We start from the raw sequence: 16,238 nt of genomic DNA on the forward strand, positions 1-16,238 counted from the left end.
AGCACGTTTTATTTTGGTTTTGTTGTAATGGCTAAACAAAAAGTCGGGCTTTCCGAAAGAGACTCGTCGGCACAAATTTTGCGTGGCGGACCGTAAGCCTCAGATTAGAGGATGAAATAAAGCGGCCGTTGGGTTACTCTGCAACCGGTTTATGGGCATTTTGAAAGATTGTGCGTTGTTCGGACCCGGTAGACTTATAATGAGAGATAATGATCGTCTACAACATGACAAACAAAAAACAGATGCGTAACGGAACTTTACAAAAACAAGACACTCTAACCTGTTGCTTGCTCGTAGTGCAGCTTAAGGAGTGGCGTTTCGCAGACGCGTGGAAATTTGGTTTGGGGAGACTTTACCTCGGATGAGCGAGCAGTTAACGGACCAGGTCCTGGTTGAACGGGTCCAGAAGGGAGATCAGAAAGCCTTTAACTTACTGGTGGTGCGCTACCAGCATAAAGTGGCGAGTCTGGTTTCCCGCTATGTCCCGTCGGGGGATGTTCCCGATGTGGTACAAGAATCATTTATTAAAGCCTATCGTGCGCTGGAATCGTTCCGGGGGGATAGTGCTTTTTATACCTGGCTGTATCGTATTGCGGTCAATACCGCAAAGAATTACCTGGTCGCTCAGGGGCGTCGTCCGCCATCCAGCGATGTGGATGCGATTGAAGCAGAAAACTTCGAAAGTGGCGGTGCGCTGAAAGAAATTTCGAACCCTGAGAACTTAATGTTGTCAGAAGAACTGAGACAGATAGTTTTCCGAACTATTGAGTCCCTCCCGGAAGATTTACGTATGGCAATCACCTTACGGGAGCTTGATGGTCTGAGCTATGAAGAGATAGCCGCTATCATGGATTGTCCGGTGGGTACGGTGCGTTCACGTATTTTCCGGGCGCGGGAAGCTATTGATAATAAAGTTCAACCGCTTATCAGGCGTTGACGATAGCGGGATACTGGAAAAGGTATTAGGCATGCAGAAAGAAAAACTTTCCGCTTTAATGGATGGCGAAACGCTGGACAATGAGCTGCTCAAAGAACTGGCTCATGACCCGGAAATGCAAAAAACCTGGGAAGGTTATCACCTGATCCGCGATTCTATGCGGGGTGATACACCTGACGTGCTTCATTTCGATATCTCCGCTCGCGTGATGGCTGCCATTGAAAATGAGCCAGTACGCCAGACGGCGCCATTAATTCCTGAGGCCCAGCCCGCACCGCATCAGTGGCAAAAAATGCCATTCTGGCAAAAAATGCGTCCGTGGGCAGCACAACTCACGCAAATGGGTGTCGCTGCATGCGTATCGCTTGCAGTTATTGTTGGTGTCCAGCACTATAATGGACAATCTGAAACGTCCCAGCAGCCTGAGACCCCGGTCTTTAACACTTTGCCGATGATGGGTAAAGCCAGCCCGGTCAGCCTGGGAGTACCTTCTGATGCTACCGCGAACGGTGGGCAACAGCAGCAGGTACAGGAGCAGCGTCGTCGTATTAATGCCATGTTGCAGGATTACGAACTGCAACGCCGACTGCACTCCGAACAGCTTCAGTTTGAGCAGGCACAAACACAGCAAGCTGCTGTCCAGGTGCCAGGAATTCAAACTCTAGGAACGCAATCGCAGTAATGAAGCAACTTTGGTTTGCCATGTCACTTGTGGCGGGTAGCCTGTTCTTCTCTGTAAACGCCTCGGCCAACACTGCGTCCGGGGCGTTATTGCAGCAGATGAACGTGGCCAGCCAGTCACTCAATTACGAGCTGTCATTCGTCAGCATTACTAAACAAGGTGTTGAGTCACTGCGTTATCGGCATGCACGCCTGGATAACCGCCCGCTTGCGCAGTTGTTGCAAATGGATGGTCCCCGTCGTGAGGTGGTACAGCGCGGTAATGAAATCAGCTATTTTGAACCTGGCCTTGAGCCGTTCACGCTGAACGGTGACTATATCGTTGACTCCCTGCCATCGCTTATCTACACCGATTTCAAACGTCTCGCCCCCTATTATGATTTCATCTCAGTGGGCCGTACGCGCATCGCTGATCGTCTGTGCGAGGTGATTCGCGTTGTCGCGCGTGATGGCACGCGTTACAGCTATATTGTCTGGATGGATACCGAATCGAAGTTACCAATGCGGGTCGATCTCCTCGATCGTGATGGCGAAACGTTAGAACAATTCCGGGTCATCGCTTTTACCGTCAATCAGGATCCAGGCAGTAGCATGCAGACGCTGGCAAAAGCCAATCTCCCGCCGCTGCTCTCTGTTCCTGTGGGTGAAAAAGCGAAATTCAACTGGAGTCCCACCTGGCTTCCGCAAGGGTTTAGCGAAGTCTCCAGTGGGCGCAGACCGTTGCCAACGATGGATAATATGCCGATTGAGTCGCGTCTTTATTCGGATGGTTTGTTCAGCTTCTCGGTGAATGTAAACCGTGCGACCCGGGCCAGCACCGAGCAGATGTTGAGGACAGGGCGCAGAACGGTAAGCACTACCGTGCGCGATAACGCGGAAATCACTATCGTGGGAGAATTACCGCCGCAAACCGCGAAACGTATTGCGGACACCCTCAAATTTGGGGCCGCACAGTGATTAAAGAGTGGGCAACCGTTGTCTCCTGGCAAAACGGAGAGGCGCTGGTCAGTTGCGATGTGAAAGCGTCGTGCAGCAGTTGCGCCTCACGCGCCGGTTGCGGCAGCCGCGTACTGAACAAGCTGGGGCCACAGACCACGCATACGATTGTGGTGCCGAGCGAAGAGCCTTTAGTGCCGGGTCAGAAAGTGGAACTGGGAATTGCCGAAGGCAGCTTGCTGGGCTCGGCCATGTTGGTTTACCTGTCGCCGCTGGTGGGGTTATTCCTTGTTGCATCGTTATTTCAGGTAATGTTCGGCTCGGATCTCGCAGCGTTAAGTGGCGCAGTGCTGGGGGGCGTGGGCGGATTCCTGATTGCGCGTGGTTTCTCCCGCAAGCTTGCCACGCGAGAAGCCTGGCAGCCGGTGATTTTAAGCGTCGCCCTGGCGCCCGGTCTGGTGCGCGTTGAAACATCCTCTACCGAAACGACTCCATGATATTCTTGCCGGATGGCGACTTCGCCTTATCCGGCCTACCTACAATCAGTAAGCCCACCAGGCCTGATAAGCTTGCGCCATCAGGCATTATGCCCCTCTTACTCTGTTTTACATCAGAAAAGCGATACCGTTTCCCGTTCCCGCTATCCTTACTCTATGACCATTTCCTCGCCTCAGCGTTGTAGTGTAGAATGCGGCGTTTCAGTTAAACAAGACGTTAAGCTCAGAACAGCGACTTCTCAGAGCCTGTCCAACCTGTCGTAAGGCACAATAATTACATTATATGAAGAACATACGTAACTTTTCGATCATAGCTCACATCGACCACGGTAAATCGACGCTGTCTGACCGTATTATTCAGATCTGCGGTGGCCTGTCTGACCGTGAAATGGAAGCGCAGGTTCTCGACTCGATGGATCTTGAGCGTGAGCGCGGTATTACTATCAAAGCGCAGAGCGTAACGCTCGATTTCAAAGCTTCTGATGGTGAAATCTACCAGCTTAACTTCATTGACACTCCAGGCCACGTCGACTTCTCGTATGAAGTTTCCCGTTCTCTTGCCGCTTGTGAAGGCGCTTTGCTGGTGGTGGATGCCGGGCAGGGCGTAGAGGCGCAGACCCTGGCGAACTGCTATACCGCGATGGAAATGGATCTCGAAGTGGTGCCGGTCCTGAACAAAATTGACCTGCCAGCCGCCGATCCCGAGCGTGTCGCCGAAGAGATTGAAGACATCGTCGGTATTGATGCGACCGATGCTGTGCGCTGCTCGGCGAAAACCGGCGTGGGCGTGACCGACGTTCTGGAACGTCTGGTGCGCGATATTCCGCCGCCGGAAGGCGATCCGGATGCGCCGTTACAGGCGCTGATCATTGACTCCTGGTTTGATAACTATCTTGGCGTTGTGTCGCTGGTGCGTATTAAAAACGGCACCCTGCGCAAGGGCGACAAAATTAAGGTGATGAGCACCGGTCAGGTCTATAACGCGGACCGTCTGGGGATCTTCACGCCAAAACAGGTTGACCGTACCGAGCTGAAATGCGGCGAGGTAGGCTGGCTGGTCTGCGCCATTAAAGACATTCTCGGCGCACCGGTGGGCGATACCCTGACCCAGGCGCGTAATCCGGCAGAAAAAGCGCTGCCAGGCTTCAAAAAGGTAAAACCGCAGGTTTACGCAGGTTTGTTCCCGGTCAGCTCTGATGACTACGAGAACTTCCGCGATGCGCTTGGCAAGCTGAGCCTCAATGACGCCTCTTTGTTCTATGAGCCGGAGAGCTCAACCGCGCTGGGCTTCGGTTTCCGCTGTGGCTTCCTTGGCCTGTTGCACATGGAGATCATTCAGGAGCGTCTGGAGCGTGAATACGATCTGGACCTGATCACCACTGCGCCAACGGTAGTTTATGAAGTGGAAACCACCGCGAAAGAGATTATTTACGTCGACAGCCCCTCAAAACTGCCGCCGCTGAATAATATCTATGAGCTGCGCGAGCCGATCGCAGAGTGTCACATGCTGCTGCCGCAGGCCTATCTCGGTAACGTCATTACCCTGTGCGTTGAGAAGCGCGGCGTGCAGACCAACATGGTGTACCACGGTAACCAGGTGGCGCTGACTTATGAGATTCCGATGGCGGAAGTGGTGCTCGACTTCTTTGACCGTCTGAAATCGACCTCCCGTGGCTATGCGTCGCTGGATTACAACTTCAAACGCTTCCAGGCGTCCGACATGGTGCGTGTCGATGTGTTGATCAACAACGAACGCGTCGATGCGTTAGCGCTGATTACGCACCGTGATAACTCCCAGAGCCGTGGTCGTGAGCTGGTGGAGAAGATGAAAGATCTGATCCCTCGTCAGCAGTTTGATATCGCAATTCAGGCGGCTATCGGAACGCATATTATCGCGCGTTCAACCGTGAAACAGTTGCGTAAAAACGTTCTGGCAAAATGCTATGGCGGTGATATCAGCCGTAAGAAAAAGCTGCTGCAGAAGCAGAAAGAAGGTAAGAAGCGTATGAAGCAGATCGGTAACGTTGAGCTGCCTCAGGAAGCGTTCCTCGCCATTCTTCATGTCGGTAAAGACAGCAAATAATCCTTAAGGAGTTGGCATGGCGAATATGTTTGCCCTGATTCTGGTGATTGCCACCTTGGTCACGGGCATTTTGTGGTGCGTGGATAAGTTTATCTTCGCACCAAAACGTCGGGAGCGTCAGGCGGCAGCACAGGCTGCTGCCGGAGATTCACTGGATAAAGCCACGCTGAAGAAAGTCTCGCCAAAGCCTGGCTGGCTGGAAACGGGCGCTTCGGTTTTTCCGGTGCTGGCGATTGTGCTGGTTGTGCGTTCATTTATTTATGAGCCTTTCCAGATCCCGTCAGGTTCGATGATGCCGACGCTGTTAATCGGCGATTTTATTCTGGTGGAGAAATTCGCCTACGGTATTAAAGATCCGATTTATCAGAAGACCCTGATCGAAACCGGTCATCCGAAACGTGGCGATATCGTGGTGTTTAAATACCCGGAAGATCCTCGTCTGGATTACATCAAACGCGCAGTTGGCTTACCGGGCGATAAAGTGACCTACAATCCGGTCGCGAAAGAAGTGACCATTCAGCCTGGCTGTAAGTCGGGTCAGGCCTGTGAAAACGCACTGCCGGTGACCTATAGCGATGTGCAACCGAGCGATTTTGTTCAGACATTTGCACGCCGTAACGGTGGTGAAGCAACCAGCGGTTTCTTTGAGATTCCACTGAGCGAAACGAAAGAAAATGGTGTTCGTCTGACAGAACGTAAAGAGACGCTGGGCGAGGTGACGCACCGCATTTTGACCGTGCCAATTGCGCAGGATCAGGTGGGGATGTATTACCAGCAATCGGGGCAACAACTGGCGACCTGGATTGTGCCGCCGGGACAGTATTTCATGATGGGCGATAACCGCGATAACAGCGCGGACAGCCGTTACTGGGGCTTTGTTCCGGAAGCGAATCTGGTGGGTAAAGCCACCGCTATCTGGATGAGTTTCGACAAACAAGAAGGCGAATGGCCGACTGGCGTTCGTTTAAGCCGCATTGGTGGCATCCACTAATTGCTGCGAATCGTTCATGTTGCCGTCATTGTGGCGGCAACATGAATTATTTATTAGATAATTCCGTCCTGGCTAACGACATCCCCTGTCGTTGTGTATAGAATATTCCCCCGAAGTTTCAGGTTGGCGCCCCCTGGTCGCCACGGCACACGAAACAGCGTTGGTCCCCCTATACAAGCGTACCGGAACTGCATTCATGCGGTCCGTAGAACGTTATGTGTATCAGGTCTGTTTCGTGTGCTGAATTGTTGACGCATTTATTTATTGGTATCGCATGAACCCCATCGTAATTAATCGGCTTCAAAGGAAGCTGGGCTACACTTTTACTCATCAGGAGTTGTTGCAGCAGGCATTAACCCACCGCAGTGCCAGCAGCAAGCATAATGAGCGTTTAGAATTTCTTGGCGACTCAATTTTAAGTTTTGTGATAGCGAATGCGCTGTATCACCGTTTCCCACGCGTGGATGAAGGGGATATGAGCCGCATGCGCGCGACGCTGGTTCGGGGAAATACACTGGCTGAATTAGCCCGTGAGTTCGACTTGGGTGAATGTCTGCGCTTAGGGCCAGGCGAATTAAAAAGCGGCGGTTTCCGTCGCGAGTCGATTCTGGCCGATACCGTCGAAGCACTGATTGGCGGCGTGTTCCTTGATAGCGATATTCAGACCGTCGAAAAGCTGATCCTCAACTGGTATCAGACTCGTCTGGACGAAATCAGCCCGGGCGATAAGCAAAAAGATCCGAAAACACGTTTGCAGGAATATTTGCAGGGTCGCCATCTGCCGCTGCCGTCCTATCTGGTGGTGCAGGTTCGTGGTGAAGCCCACGATCAGGAATTTACTATCCACTGCCAGGTCAGCGGCCTGAGTGAACCGGTGGTTGGCACAGGTTCGAGCCGTCGCAAGGCGGAACAGGCTGCCGCCGAACAGGCGCTGAAAAAACTGGAGCTGGAATGAGCGACGAGAAAAGTTACTGCGGATTTATTGCTATCGTCGGACGTCCGAACGTTGGCAAATCCACGCTGTTGAATAACCTGCTCGGGCAGAAGATTTCGATCACCTCCCGGAAAGCGCAGACCACGCGTCACCGTATTGTCGGGATCCATACCGAAGGGGCTTATCAGGCGATTTATGTCGATACCCCGGGTCTGCACATGGAAGAGAAGCGCGCCATTAACCGTCTGATGAACAAAGCCGCCAGTAGCTCGATTGGCGACGTTGAGCTGGTGATCTTCGTGGTTGAAGGAACCCGCTGGACGCTGGATGACGAGATGGTGCTTAACAAACTGCGTGACGGTAAGGCACCGGTGATCCTGGCGGTAAACAAAGTGGATAACGTGCAGGAAAAAGCCGATCTGTTACCGCATTTGCAGTTCCTGGCAAGCCAGATGAACTTCCTCGACATCGTGCCGATTTCCGCAGAAACCGGAATGAACGTCGATACCGTTGCAGCCATTGTGCGTAAGCATCTGCCGGAAGCGGTTCATCACTTCCCGGAAGACTACATTACGGACCGTTCACAGCGTTTTATGGCGTCTGAAATCATTCGCGAAAAGCTGATGCGTTTTCTCGGCGCTGAACTTCCCTATTCTGTGACCGTGGAAATCGAGCGCTTTGTGTCGAACGAGCGTGGCGGTTATGACATCAACGGGTTGATCCTCGTTGAGCGTGAAGGGCAGAAGAAGATGGTCATTGGCAACAAAGGGGCCAAAATCAAGACCATCGGTATTGAAGCGCGCAAAGACATGCAGGAAATGTTTGAAGCCCCGGTTCACCTGGAACTGTGGGTGAAAGTGAAATCCGGCTGGGCCGATGACGAACGCGCGCTGCGCAGTCTCGGTTACGGCGAAGACTAGTAGTAATACTCTATGGCTTTCGAGGTGCAGGAAGGCGGCAAGACCGCGAATCCCCGGGAGCTTACTCCAGTAAGTGACTGGGGTGATCGGGCGCAGCCAACGGACCTGCAACTTGAAAGACGACGAGTATTATGATGGAGGGCTGGCAGCGCGCATTTGTCCTCCATAGTCGTCCCTGGAGCGAAACCAGCCTGATGCTGGATGTTTTCACGGAAGAATCGGGTCGCGTGCGCCTTGTTGCCAAGGGCGCACGTTCCAAACGTTCTTCTCTCAAAGGCGCTCTTCAGCCTTTTACCCCCCTGTTAGTACGCTTTGGCGGACGTGGCGAAGTGAAAACGCTGCGTAGCGCGGAAGCGGTTTCTCTGGCGCTTCCCCTGAGCGGTATTACCTTGTACAGCGGTTTGTACATTAATGAACTGCTTGCCCGCGTGCTGGAGCATGAAACCCGTTTTTCTGAACTTTTCTTTGATTACCTGCACTGTATTCAGGCGCTGGCCGGGGCGACCGGAACGCCGGAACCGACGCTTCGCCGTTTTGAACTGGCGCTGCTGGGTCATCTTGGATACGGGGTCGATTTCCTGCATTGCGCCGGGAGTGGCGAGCCGGTGGAGGACACCATGACCTACCGTTACCGTGAAGAGAAAGGCTTTATCGCCAGCGTGGTAATCGACAACAATACCTTTACCGGCCGTCATCTGCGGGCGCTTGCCGAGCGCGACTTTCCCGATGGAGATACACTACGCGCGGCGAAACGCTTTACCCGCATAGCCCTAAAGCCGTATCTTGGTGGTAAGCCCTTAAAGAGCCGCGAATTATTCCGGCAGTTTATGCCGAAGCGAACATAAAATAACGAGGATTGTCATGGCTGAATTACTGTTAGGCGTCAACATTGACCACATTGCGACATTACGTAATGCCCGCGGTACAGCGTACCCGGATCCGGTGCAGGCGGCGTTCATCGCAGAGCAGGCGGGTGCCGATGGCATCACGGTCCACTTGCGTGAAGATCGTCGTCATATTACCGACCGCGACGTCCGTATTTTGCGCCAGACTCTGGACACCCGCATGAATCTGGAAATGGCGGTAACGGAAGAGATGCTGGCGATTGCCGTTGATACGAAGCCGCATTTCTGCTGCCTGGTGCCGGAAAAGCGTCAGGAAGTGACGACAGAAGGCGGTCTGGATGTAGCGGGGCAGCGCGACAAAATGCGCGATGCCTGTAAACGTCTGGCGGATGCCGGGATCCTCGTGTCGCTGTTTATCGATGCCGATGATGCGCAAATCAAAGCGGCGGCTGACGTTGGCGCACCGTACATTGAAATTCATACCGGCTGCTACGCCGATGCAAAAACCGACGCTGAACAGGCGCAGGAGCTGGCACGCATTGCCAAAGCCGCGACCTTTGCCGCGAGCCTGGGATTGAAGGTGAATGCGGGGCACGGTCTGACTTACCATAACGTCAAAGCTATCGCAGCGCTGCCAGAGATGCATGAGTTGAATATCGGTCATGCGATTATCGGGCGTGCGGTGATGAGTGGCCTGAAAGAGGCCGTGGCGGAAATGAAGCGCCTGATGCTGGAAGCGCGTGGCTAATGGCGATTCTGGGGTTAGGCACTGACATCGTGGAGATCGCGCGCATTGACGCGGTGATTTCGCGCTCCGGTGACCGTCTCGCCAGACGCGTGCTCAGCGACAACGAGTGGGCCATCTGGGAAACGCACCAGCAGCCGGTGCGTTTTCTGGCGAAACGTTTTGCCGTCAAAGAAGCCGCCGCCAAAGCCTTTGGCACAGGTATTCGCAATGGGCTGGCGTTTAATCAGTTTGAAGTGTTTAACGACGAACTCGGGAAACCGCGCCTGCGGTTATGGGGGGAGGCGTTAGCGCTGGCGGAAAAACTGGGCGTTGCCCATCTGCACGTGACACTGGCTGATGAACGTCACTACGCCTGCGCCACGGTGATTATCGAAAGTTAAATCTTATCGGCGTGGTGCATCTGGACAAACTTGTCCCAAAGCTGTTCTTCCGTTTCCACATGTGCCGGATCCTTCAGAATAGTATTCGGGATCGGGCACACCTTCTGACAGGTCGGGGTTTCGTAATGGCCCACGCACTCGGTGCACTTGTCGCTGTTAATCTCATAAATGCTGTCACCCATTGAAATCGCCTCATTAGGGCATTCGGGTTCGCACATATCACAATTGATACATTTTTTAGTGATTAACAGGGCCATCAGGAAACTCTCAAAACAACACAAACCGGGCGGGCATTATACGCGCATTCTTTGCTCAGACCAGTTTTTTTACCAGCGCCTCACTGTGGCGAATACGTTCAGGCGCGTGTTCCAGATCCTGCTGTACCAGCGCCATAAACAGCAGGTCGGTCAGCATCATTTGCGCGTGGGTCGAGGAGATCGCCGCGCTGCGCGTCGCCTGCTCCTCGGCGATGGTATACAGACAGTGGCTGGCGCGTTGCTGTAGCGCATTAGGGGTAAACCCGGTGATGGCCAGGATCTGCCCGCCAACGCGTAATGTTTCATCTGCCGCCAGATTCAGCTCCCGACGTTCACCGCTGTATGAAATTGCCAGCAGCAGATCGTCCGGCGTCAGCGCCTGAACCGTCGCCAGCAGCGCATGCATATCGCGCTCAACAATAGCATTCAGGCCAATTTTCATCAGCTTCCAGGCGAAATTCTGCGCCACCAGTCCCGAGGCGCCTATCCCGGTTACCACGATCCGGCGGGCGTTGCGCAGCATCGTCACGCTGTCGATTAACTTCTCTTCCGCGTTGATATCCAGCGTGGCATGCAGGGCTGCCACGTTTTCTTTGATCAATTTCTCACCGACAAGGCGCAAGGGGTCGTCACCACGGATCTGATTATGCACCGGCACAGAGTGCGGATTCGGGCGGCTGACCAGTGCTTCACTCATGGCCAGTTTCAGCGCCGGAAAGCCTTTATAACCGAGCTTTTGCGCGAATTTCACCACGCTTGACTGGCTGACGCCCGCTTCAGCCGCCAGTTGCTGAGAGCTGAGATGACGGGCTTCATCGGGATGAGCGAGCAGGTAGTCCGCAAGTTTTTTATCGCTCTGCGCAAATCCCTGGTAACGCTGACGAATGCGAATCAAACAGTTCATGGTCTCTCCCGACGAAAACGTGATAGCGGCTGCAAAACGAAATTTCACTCGCCTGTGCGAATATTATATTCCATTATTGGCAACTAAGATGAATTAAAAATTCCTGAGGAGCAGTTATGAATCTCGGCGCATTAGTGTCAGAAACCCGTAATCCACAAACGATGGACCTCGATGCGTTGTCCACGCTTGAACTGGTTCACCGTTTTAATCAACAGGATACGCTGGTAGCGGAAGCAGTAAAAGCCACATTGCCCGATGTTGCGAGCGCCGTTGATGCTGCGGCTGAAGCGTTAAAATCCGGCGGACGTATTATTTACATGGGGGCGGGAACCAGCGGGCGACTCGGCGTACTGGATGCCTCTGAATGTCCACCGACGTTTGGCGTTCCTCATGGACTGGTGGTGGGGCTCATCGCCGGGGGGCCGGGCGCGCTGCTGAAAGCCATTGAAGGGGCGGAAGATAATGCGCAATTCGGTGAAGACGATCTGATCGCTCTCAGCCTCAAACCGCAGGATCTGGTTGTGGGTCTGGCGGCGTCAGGGCGTACGCCATACGTTATTGGCGGGTTGAGATATGCCCGTAAAACCGGATGCACCACGGTGGCTATTTCCTGTAATCCGGATTCTCCCATTGCGCAGGCCGCAGATATTGCCATTTCACCCGTAGTGGGGCCAGAGGCGCTGACAGGTTCCACCCGCCTGAAATCCGGCACTGCGCAAAAGCTGGTGCTCAACATGATCTCTACCGGGGCGATGGTGAAATTTGGCAAGGTTTACCAGAACCTGATGGTAGATATGAAAGCCACCAATATCAAACTGATCGATCGCGCGTGCCGGATGGTCGTTGAAGCGACGGGGATTGCGCGAGCGCAAGCAGAAGCGTTGCTAAAACAGACTGATTTTGAAGTGAAACCTGCGATTTTAATGGCGCTAACCGGGATTGACGCCGGCGCGGCACGGGAGAGACTGTCCGCTCATCAGGGATTCCTGCGCGCGGCGTTGGCTGATTCAACGAGGTAGCGATGGATAAAACGGTGGAGCTTGCCAGCAATATCTTGCTGGGGATAGGCGGAGAGCACAATATTCTGCGCCTGGAAAATTGCATGACGCGCGTCCGGGTTGAGGTAAAAGACGACGCGGCGCTGGATATCCCGCGTCTGAAACAGCTTTCCGGCATCAGTGGCTACGTGAAGCAGGGAGCGCAGCATCAGCTTATCGTGGGTCCCGGTAAGGCGGCAAAGGTTGTAGATTCGATGCGGTCATTACTGGCGCAGGGCGCAGCGCAATCCGTGGACGATGACATTGCGCGCACAACGTCGCAGGTGAAAGCGAAATATAAAGCGCCGATGAGCGATGCGCTGCGTAAGCTGGCGAATGTGTTTATTCCCCTGATCCCGGCATTTATCGCTTCAGGGCTGATAACCGGCATCATTAACATCCTCAAGCGCCCGGACATCGTGGGCGATTTTGCGACCCATTACCCTAATATGCTGGGACTCATGGGGATCTTCGGCAGCGCGGTCTTTGCCATCATGAACATCCTGGTTGGGGTGAATACCGCTAAGGTCTTCGGCGGTTCGCTGGCGATGGGCGGCGTGATGGCGGGGATTCTGTCGAGCCCGCAACTGGCGCAAATTACCCTCTTCGGCGAGGCGCTACAGCCAGGGCGCGGCGGGGTAATTGCGGTGTTGTTGGTGGTAGCGCTGATGTGCTGGATTGAGCGCAAATTCCGCGACATTTTACCCGGCTCGCTGGAGCTTATCCTCAACCCTCTCCTGACGACGATCATCACCGGGACGATAGCGATTGTGGCGCTGCAACCGTTGGGGGGCTGGATTTCGGAATCCATCGCCCAGGGCGCGACGTGGGCTATCGATCGCGGTGGTTTCCTGGTAGGGGCTGTACTGGCAGGAACCTTCCTGCCGCTGGTGCTGACCGGGTTGCATCAGGGGCTGGTGCCTATCCACGTTGAGCTGGTACAGGCGCACGGGTATAACGCGCTCTTTCCCGTTCTGGCGATGGCCGGGGTCGGGCAGATCGGCGCGGCAATTGCCGTGCTGATGAAAACCCGTAACGCACGGTTGAAAAAAGTGATTAAAGGGGCGCTACCGGTTGGTTTGCTCGGGGTTGGCGAACCGTTGATCTTTGGCGTCACATTGCCGCTGGGCAAGCCGTTTATCGGCGCTTGTCTGGGCGGTGCGGTCGGTGGGGCGCTAATCTGTTACTGGAAAGTCGCCACGGTCATCACCTTTGGTATTTCCGGATTGCCGCTGGCATTAACGATCGTTGCCGGAAAAGTGATGTTCTATCTGTTAGGCTATTTAGTAGCGGTTATTGCCGGGTTCCTTTTTACCTGGCTGTTAGGATTCAACGATCCCGAGGAGTAAGGTTTGACCCATCACGCGCGTCGTGTCGTATTTTTTGATTTGGACGGTACGTTACATCAGCAGGATATGTTCGGCAGTTTTCTGCGCTACCTGTTGCGTCGCCAGCCGCTGAATGCGCTGCTCGTGCTGCCATTATTGCCGGTGATTATTGGTGCGCTGCTCATCAAAGGGCGCGCCGCGCGCTGGCCGATGAGCCTGTTGCTGTGGGGATGTACGTTTGGTCACAGCGAAGCCAGTTTGCAGGCAAAGCAGGCCGATTTTGTTCGCTGGTTTCGCCAGAGCGTCACGGCGTTTCCGCAGGTGCAGGAGCGATTGACCACTTATCTGTTAAGTTCTGATGCTGACATCTGGCTTATCACCGGTTCTCCGCAGTCGCTGGTGGAACAGGTCTATTTTGATACCCCGTGGCTGCCGCGCGTGAATCTGATCGCCAGCCAGATGGCGCGGGGTTATGGCGGATGGGTTTTGACGCTGCGCTGTCTGGGACATGAAAAAGTGGCGCAGCTTGAACGTAAAATCGGCACACCGCTGCGTTTATACAGCGGCTACAGCGACAGCAACCAGGACAATCCGCTGCTCTACTTTTGCCAGCATCGCTGGCGGGTAACACCACAGGGAGAACTTCAGCAACTGGAATAGTTGAAAGCATTGTATAATGCGCTCGCTATGATTACCGGAGTATCCCCTTTGTCAGATGTTGAATTTAGCCACGAATACTGGATGCGTCATGCGTTAACGCTGGCGAAGCGCGCGTGGGATGAGCGTGAAGTCCCGGTTGGAGCGGTACTGGTGCATAACAACCGTGTGATAGGCGAAGGGTGGAACCGCCCGATTGGTCATCACGATCCGACCGCCCACGCCGAGATCATGGCATTGCGCCAGGGCGGCCTTGTCCTGCAAAACTATCGTCTGATTGACGCCACGTTGTACGTAACGCTTGAGCCGTGCGTGATGTGCGCCGGTGCAATGGTGCACAGCCGCATCCGTCATGTCGTATTTGGCGCGCGCGATGCCAAAACCGGCGCCGCCGGTTCACTGATCGATGTTTTGCATCATCCGGGCATGAATCACCGGGTGGAGATAACGGAAGGGGTTTTACGTGAGGAGTGCGCGACGCTGCTCAGCGATTTCTTCCGTATGCGGCGTCAGGAAATCAAAGCGTTAAAGAAAGCGGCGAGCCAGTAGTTTTACTCTTTGTCTTTCTTTTGCGGCAAGCGCGTCAGCGACGGCGAGTGTGTCAGATACCCGGACGATGATTGCGACAGGAAGGAGGCGAGCGGCAGGCGCTGCTTGTGAAAGTCTTTTGGTGAGACGACCGGGTACTCTTCCGCCAGCTTCATCTCTTCTGCCATCTGTTTTTCTTTCTCCTGCAAATAGCCGAGCAGACTGATCTGATATTTACGGATGTTCTCAACGTAAGCGTAGGCTTCGTGCCCACGGGCATAGCCGTAGGTCAAGTTGCTGTAATACTGTTTTTGGCTGAGTAGTGGCAGACGTTGTTTGACATCCGCCCAACTGTCCGGGTTCCCCTTCGTTTTAGCTGTCAGCACTCGCGCATCCAGCATATGTGCATACCCCATGTTGTAAGCCGCCAGTGCAAACCAGATGCGCTCATCTTGCGGAACGGTTTCCGGGACTTTACTCATCATGTCCTGCAAATAACGCGCCCCGCCACTGATACTCTGTTCCGGATCGGTCCGGTCAGTCAGCCCCAGGCTTTGGGCGGTGTTTTTGGTGAGCATCATCATGCCGCGCACGCCGGTCGGCGAGGTGGCCTGCGGATCCCAGTGCGACTCCTGCCAGGCGATGGCGGCCAGCAGTTGCCAGTCAATCTCCTCGGCGTATTTTTCGAACAGCGGTTTTAGCTCCGGAAGCATGGCATCCACCGCGCGCAGGAACGTGCGGGTATCCACATAGTCAAAGTCATCGCCATGCCCGAGATACTTCTCTTCCAGGCGTGCCAGCGAGCCGTCTTCATTCATACGGTTGAAGAAATCGAGCAGCGCGGCGGAAAGCGTGTTGTCGTTATCCAGCGGACTAAACCAGGTCACGGGCTGTTCGTCAGTGATATCCAGCGCAACGGCCAGTTCAGGATGCACGCGCTGGTACAGACTGATGGCCACAGAGTCAGCGACGGTGTAATCCAGTTTGCCGGCAATCACCGCGTCAAGCAGCTCAGTCGAGCCTTTTTTCTCGTCGATTCGCCAGGTGAGATCCGGGTACTTTGTCTCTTTCAGCGTTTGCAGATCGTTTGCCACAACATGGCCTGGTGCGATGGTGAGCTGACTTTCCGTTACGCTACCCAGTGTCCGGGGGCGATACTGGCCCACTTTATAGACCAGTTGTTGCGACACCGAATAATAGGTCGGCCCCGGCTGATAGCTTTTCACCCGTTCGCTGTTGTAGACCAGGCCTGCCGCCAGCAGGTCGGCGTCACCGTTATCCAGATCGTCAAACAACTGGCTGATGTTCTGACGCACGGTCACTTTCAGCTTCACACCCAGATAACTGGCGAACTGTTGCGCCAGTTCATAATCGAGGCCGGAGGGTTTACCGTTGAGCGTGGCGAAAGTGAGCGGCGATTCGATAGTACTGACGCGCAGCTCTCCCCGCGACTGGATCGCGGCGATACGATTGTCGGCTTTATCGAACCAGGGGATTGAGGGCCAAAGCGCCGCCGCCAGCAGCAGGGTCAATATGCCGATAAACAGATAATTAATCTTTAATTTTTTCAATTAG

Annotated in this window: 18 protein-coding genes and 1 pseudogene; 16 read left to right on the plus strand and 3 right to left on the minus strand. The window is 54.2% G+C overall.

What is annotated here, in order from left to right:
• Window positions 1-199 precede the first annotated feature (199 nt).
• The 12 genes and pseudogenes from rseD (at window position 200) to acpS (ending at window position 9,952) form a co-directional block, all read left to right on the plus strand.
• Window positions 200-365, plus strand: a pseudogene (rseD, locus tag WB371_RS21750) (rpoE leader peptide RseD).
• On the plus strand, window positions 362-937 hold the full coding sequence (rpoE, locus tag WB371_RS21755) for an RNA polymerase sigma factor RpoE (RefSeq protein ID WP_336222070.1): 576 nt from the start codon (window positions 362-364) through the stop codon (window positions 935-937). The pseudogene rseD and the gene rpoE overlap by 4 nt, the downstream one beginning before the upstream one ends.
• Window positions 938-968: 31 nt before the next feature.
• Window positions 969-1,619, plus strand: a complete 651-nt coding sequence (rseA, locus tag WB371_RS21760; protein WP_336222071.1) for an anti-sigma-E factor RseA — start codon at window positions 969-971, stop codon at window positions 1,617-1,619.
• Window positions 1,619-2,575, plus strand: coding sequence for a sigma-E factor regulatory protein RseB (rseB, locus tag WB371_RS21765; protein WP_336222072.1), 957 nt, complete (start codon window positions 1,619-1,621; stop codon window positions 2,573-2,575). Before rseA ends, rseB begins: the two co-directional genes overlap by 1 nt.
• Window positions 2,572-3,051 (plus strand): SoxR-reducing system protein RseC, encoded by a 480-nt coding sequence (gene rseC, locus WB371_RS21770; protein WP_336222073.1) that lies wholly within the window; start codon window positions 2,572-2,574, stop codon window positions 3,049-3,051. Before rseB ends, rseC begins: the two co-directional genes overlap by 4 nt.
• A gap of 283 nt (window positions 3,052-3,334) precedes the next feature.
• On the plus strand, window positions 3,335-5,134 hold the full coding sequence (lepA, locus tag WB371_RS21775) for a translation elongation factor 4 (RefSeq protein WP_336222074.1): 1,800 nt from the start codon (window positions 3,335-3,337) through the stop codon (window positions 5,132-5,134).
• A 16-nt stretch (window positions 5,135-5,150) separates the two neighbouring features.
• On the plus strand, window positions 5,151-6,125 hold the full coding sequence (lepB, locus tag WB371_RS21780) for a signal peptidase I (RefSeq protein ID WP_336222075.1): 975 nt from the start codon (window positions 5,151-5,153) through the stop codon (window positions 6,123-6,125).
• A gap of 274 nt (window positions 6,126-6,399) precedes the next feature.
• Window positions 6,400-7,080: a ribonuclease III gene (gene rnc, locus WB371_RS21785; protein ID WP_042291512.1), complete on the plus strand. Its 681-nt coding sequence runs from the start codon at window positions 6,400-6,402 to the stop codon at window positions 7,078-7,080.
• Entirely contained in the window at window positions 7,077-7,979 is a 903-nt protein-coding gene (gene era / locus WB371_RS21790; RefSeq protein WP_336222076.1) for a GTPase Era, read from the plus strand. The genes rnc and era overlap by 4 nt, the downstream gene beginning before the upstream one ends.
• Window positions 7,980-8,113: 134 nt before the next feature.
• On the plus strand, window positions 8,114-8,824 hold the full coding sequence (gene recO, locus WB371_RS21795) for a DNA repair protein RecO (protein WP_336222099.1): 711 nt from the start codon (window positions 8,114-8,116) through the stop codon (window positions 8,822-8,824).
• Window positions 8,825-8,840: 16 nt separating this feature from the next.
• Window positions 8,841-9,572: a pyridoxine 5'-phosphate synthase gene (gene pdxJ / locus WB371_RS21800; protein ID WP_336222077.1), complete on the plus strand. Its 732-nt coding sequence runs from the start codon at window positions 8,841-8,843 to the stop codon at window positions 9,570-9,572.
• Window positions 9,572-9,952 carry a holo-ACP synthase gene (gene acpS, locus WB371_RS21805; protein WP_336222078.1) on the plus strand — a complete coding sequence of 127 codons (381 nt, stop codon included), beginning with the start codon at window positions 9,572-9,574 and terminating at the stop codon, window positions 9,950-9,952. Before pdxJ ends, acpS begins: the two co-directional genes overlap by 1 nt.
• Here acpS and yfhL read toward each other — a convergent pair.
• Both yfhL and WB371_RS21815 read right to left on the minus strand, forming a co-directional pair.
• Entirely contained in the window at window positions 9,949-10,209 is a 261-nt protein-coding gene (gene yfhL, locus WB371_RS21810) for a 4Fe-4S dicluster ferredoxin YfhL (protein ID WP_336222079.1), read from the minus strand. The genes acpS and yfhL overlap by 4 nt on opposite strands.
• A 55-nt stretch (window positions 10,210-10,264) precedes the next feature.
• Complete coding sequence (locus tag WB371_RS21815) at window positions 10,265-11,113, minus strand: MurR/RpiR family transcriptional regulator (RefSeq protein WP_336222080.1); 849 nt, start codon at window positions 11,111-11,113, stop codon at window positions 10,265-10,267.
• A gap of 116 nt (window positions 11,114-11,229) precedes the next feature.
• Between WB371_RS21815 and murQ the strand changes: the two genes are divergently transcribed.
• Genes murQ through tadA form a run of 4 tightly spaced genes read left to right on the plus strand, consistent with a single transcriptional unit; the run spans window position 11,230 to window position 14,684 of the window.
• Window positions 11,230-12,132: an N-acetylmuramic acid 6-phosphate etherase gene (gene murQ, locus WB371_RS21820; protein ID WP_336222081.1), complete on the plus strand. Its 903-nt coding sequence runs from the start codon at window positions 11,230-11,232 to the stop codon at window positions 12,130-12,132.
• Between the two features lie 2 nt (window positions 12,133-12,134).
• Window positions 12,135-13,499 carry a PTS transporter subunit EIIC gene (locus tag WB371_RS21825; RefSeq protein ID WP_336222082.1) on the plus strand — a complete coding sequence of 455 codons (1,365 nt, stop codon included), beginning with the start codon at window positions 12,135-12,137 and terminating at the stop codon, window positions 13,497-13,499.
• A 3-nt stretch (window positions 13,500-13,502) separates the two neighbouring features.
• Window positions 13,503-14,138 carry a phosphatidylglycerophosphatase C gene (yfhb, locus tag WB371_RS21830; protein ID WP_336222083.1) on the plus strand — a complete coding sequence of 212 codons (636 nt, stop codon included), beginning with the start codon at window positions 13,503-13,505 and terminating at the stop codon, window positions 14,136-14,138.
• Window positions 14,139-14,165: 27 nt separating this feature from the next.
• A complete protein-coding gene (gene tadA / locus WB371_RS21835; protein ID WP_336222084.1) occupies window positions 14,166-14,684 on the plus strand; it encodes a tRNA adenosine(34) deaminase TadA in 519 nt (172 codons plus the stop codon).
• Between the two features lie 2 nt (window positions 14,685-14,686).
• Here tadA and mltF read toward each other — a convergent pair whose 3' ends face one another.
• Complete coding sequence (mltF, locus tag WB371_RS21840; RefSeq protein ID WP_336222085.1) at window positions 14,687-16,234, minus strand: membrane-bound lytic murein transglycosylase MltF; 1,548 nt, start codon at window positions 16,232-16,234, stop codon at window positions 14,687-14,689.
• Window positions 16,235-16,238 lie beyond the last annotated feature (4 nt).

Origin of the sequence: Citrobacter amalonaticus (assembly GCF_037053465.1) — a bacterium.
GTDB classification, from domain to species: Bacteria; Pseudomonadota; Gammaproteobacteria; order Enterobacterales; family Enterobacteriaceae; genus Citrobacter_A; species Citrobacter_A amalonaticus_H.

Excerpts from the sequence above, each read along its gene's own strand:
- rpoE (WP_336222070.1), top strand. The coding sequence starts at position 362 with ATGAGCGAGCAGTTAACGGACCAGGTCCTGGTTGAACGGGTCCAGAAG.
- rseA (WP_336222071.1), top strand. The coding sequence starts at position 969 with ATGCAGAAAGAAAAACTTTCCGCTTTAATGGATGGCGAAACGCTGGAC.
- rseB (WP_336222072.1), top strand. The coding sequence starts at position 1,619 with ATGAAGCAACTTTGGTTTGCCATGTCACTTGTGGCGGGTAGCCTGTTC.
- lepA (WP_336222074.1), top strand. The coding sequence starts at position 3,335 with ATGAAGAACATACGTAACTTTTCGATCATAGCTCACATCGACCACGGT.
- lepB (WP_336222075.1), top strand. The coding sequence starts at position 5,151 with ATGGCGAATATGTTTGCCCTGATTCTGGTGATTGCCACCTTGGTCACG.
- rnc (WP_042291512.1), top strand. The coding sequence starts at position 6,400 with ATGAACCCCATCGTAATTAATCGGCTTCAAAGGAAGCTGGGCTACACT.
- era (WP_336222076.1), top strand. The coding sequence starts at position 7,077 with ATGAGCGACGAGAAAAGTTACTGCGGATTTATTGCTATCGTCGGACGT.
- recO (WP_336222099.1), top strand. The coding sequence starts at position 8,114 with ATGGAGGGCTGGCAGCGCGCATTTGTCCTCCATAGTCGTCCCTGGAGC.
- pdxJ (WP_336222077.1), top strand. The coding sequence starts at position 8,841 with ATGGCTGAATTACTGTTAGGCGTCAACATTGACCACATTGCGACATTA.
- acpS (WP_336222078.1), top strand. The coding sequence starts at position 9,572 with ATGGCGATTCTGGGGTTAGGCACTGACATCGTGGAGATCGCGCGCATT.
- yfhL (WP_336222079.1), bottom strand. The coding sequence starts at position 10,209 with ATGGCCCTGTTAATCACTAAAAAATGTATCAATTGTGATATGTGCGAA.
- WB371_RS21815 (WP_336222080.1), bottom strand. The coding sequence starts at position 11,113 with ATGAACTGTTTGATTCGCATTCGTCAGCGTTACCAGGGATTTGCGCAG.
- murQ (WP_336222081.1), top strand. The coding sequence starts at position 11,230 with ATGAATCTCGGCGCATTAGTGTCAGAAACCCGTAATCCACAAACGATG.
- WB371_RS21825 (WP_336222082.1), top strand. The coding sequence starts at position 12,135 with ATGGATAAAACGGTGGAGCTTGCCAGCAATATCTTGCTGGGGATAGGC.
- tadA (WP_336222084.1), top strand. The coding sequence starts at position 14,166 with ATGATTACCGGAGTATCCCCTTTGTCAGATGTTGAATTTAGCCACGAA.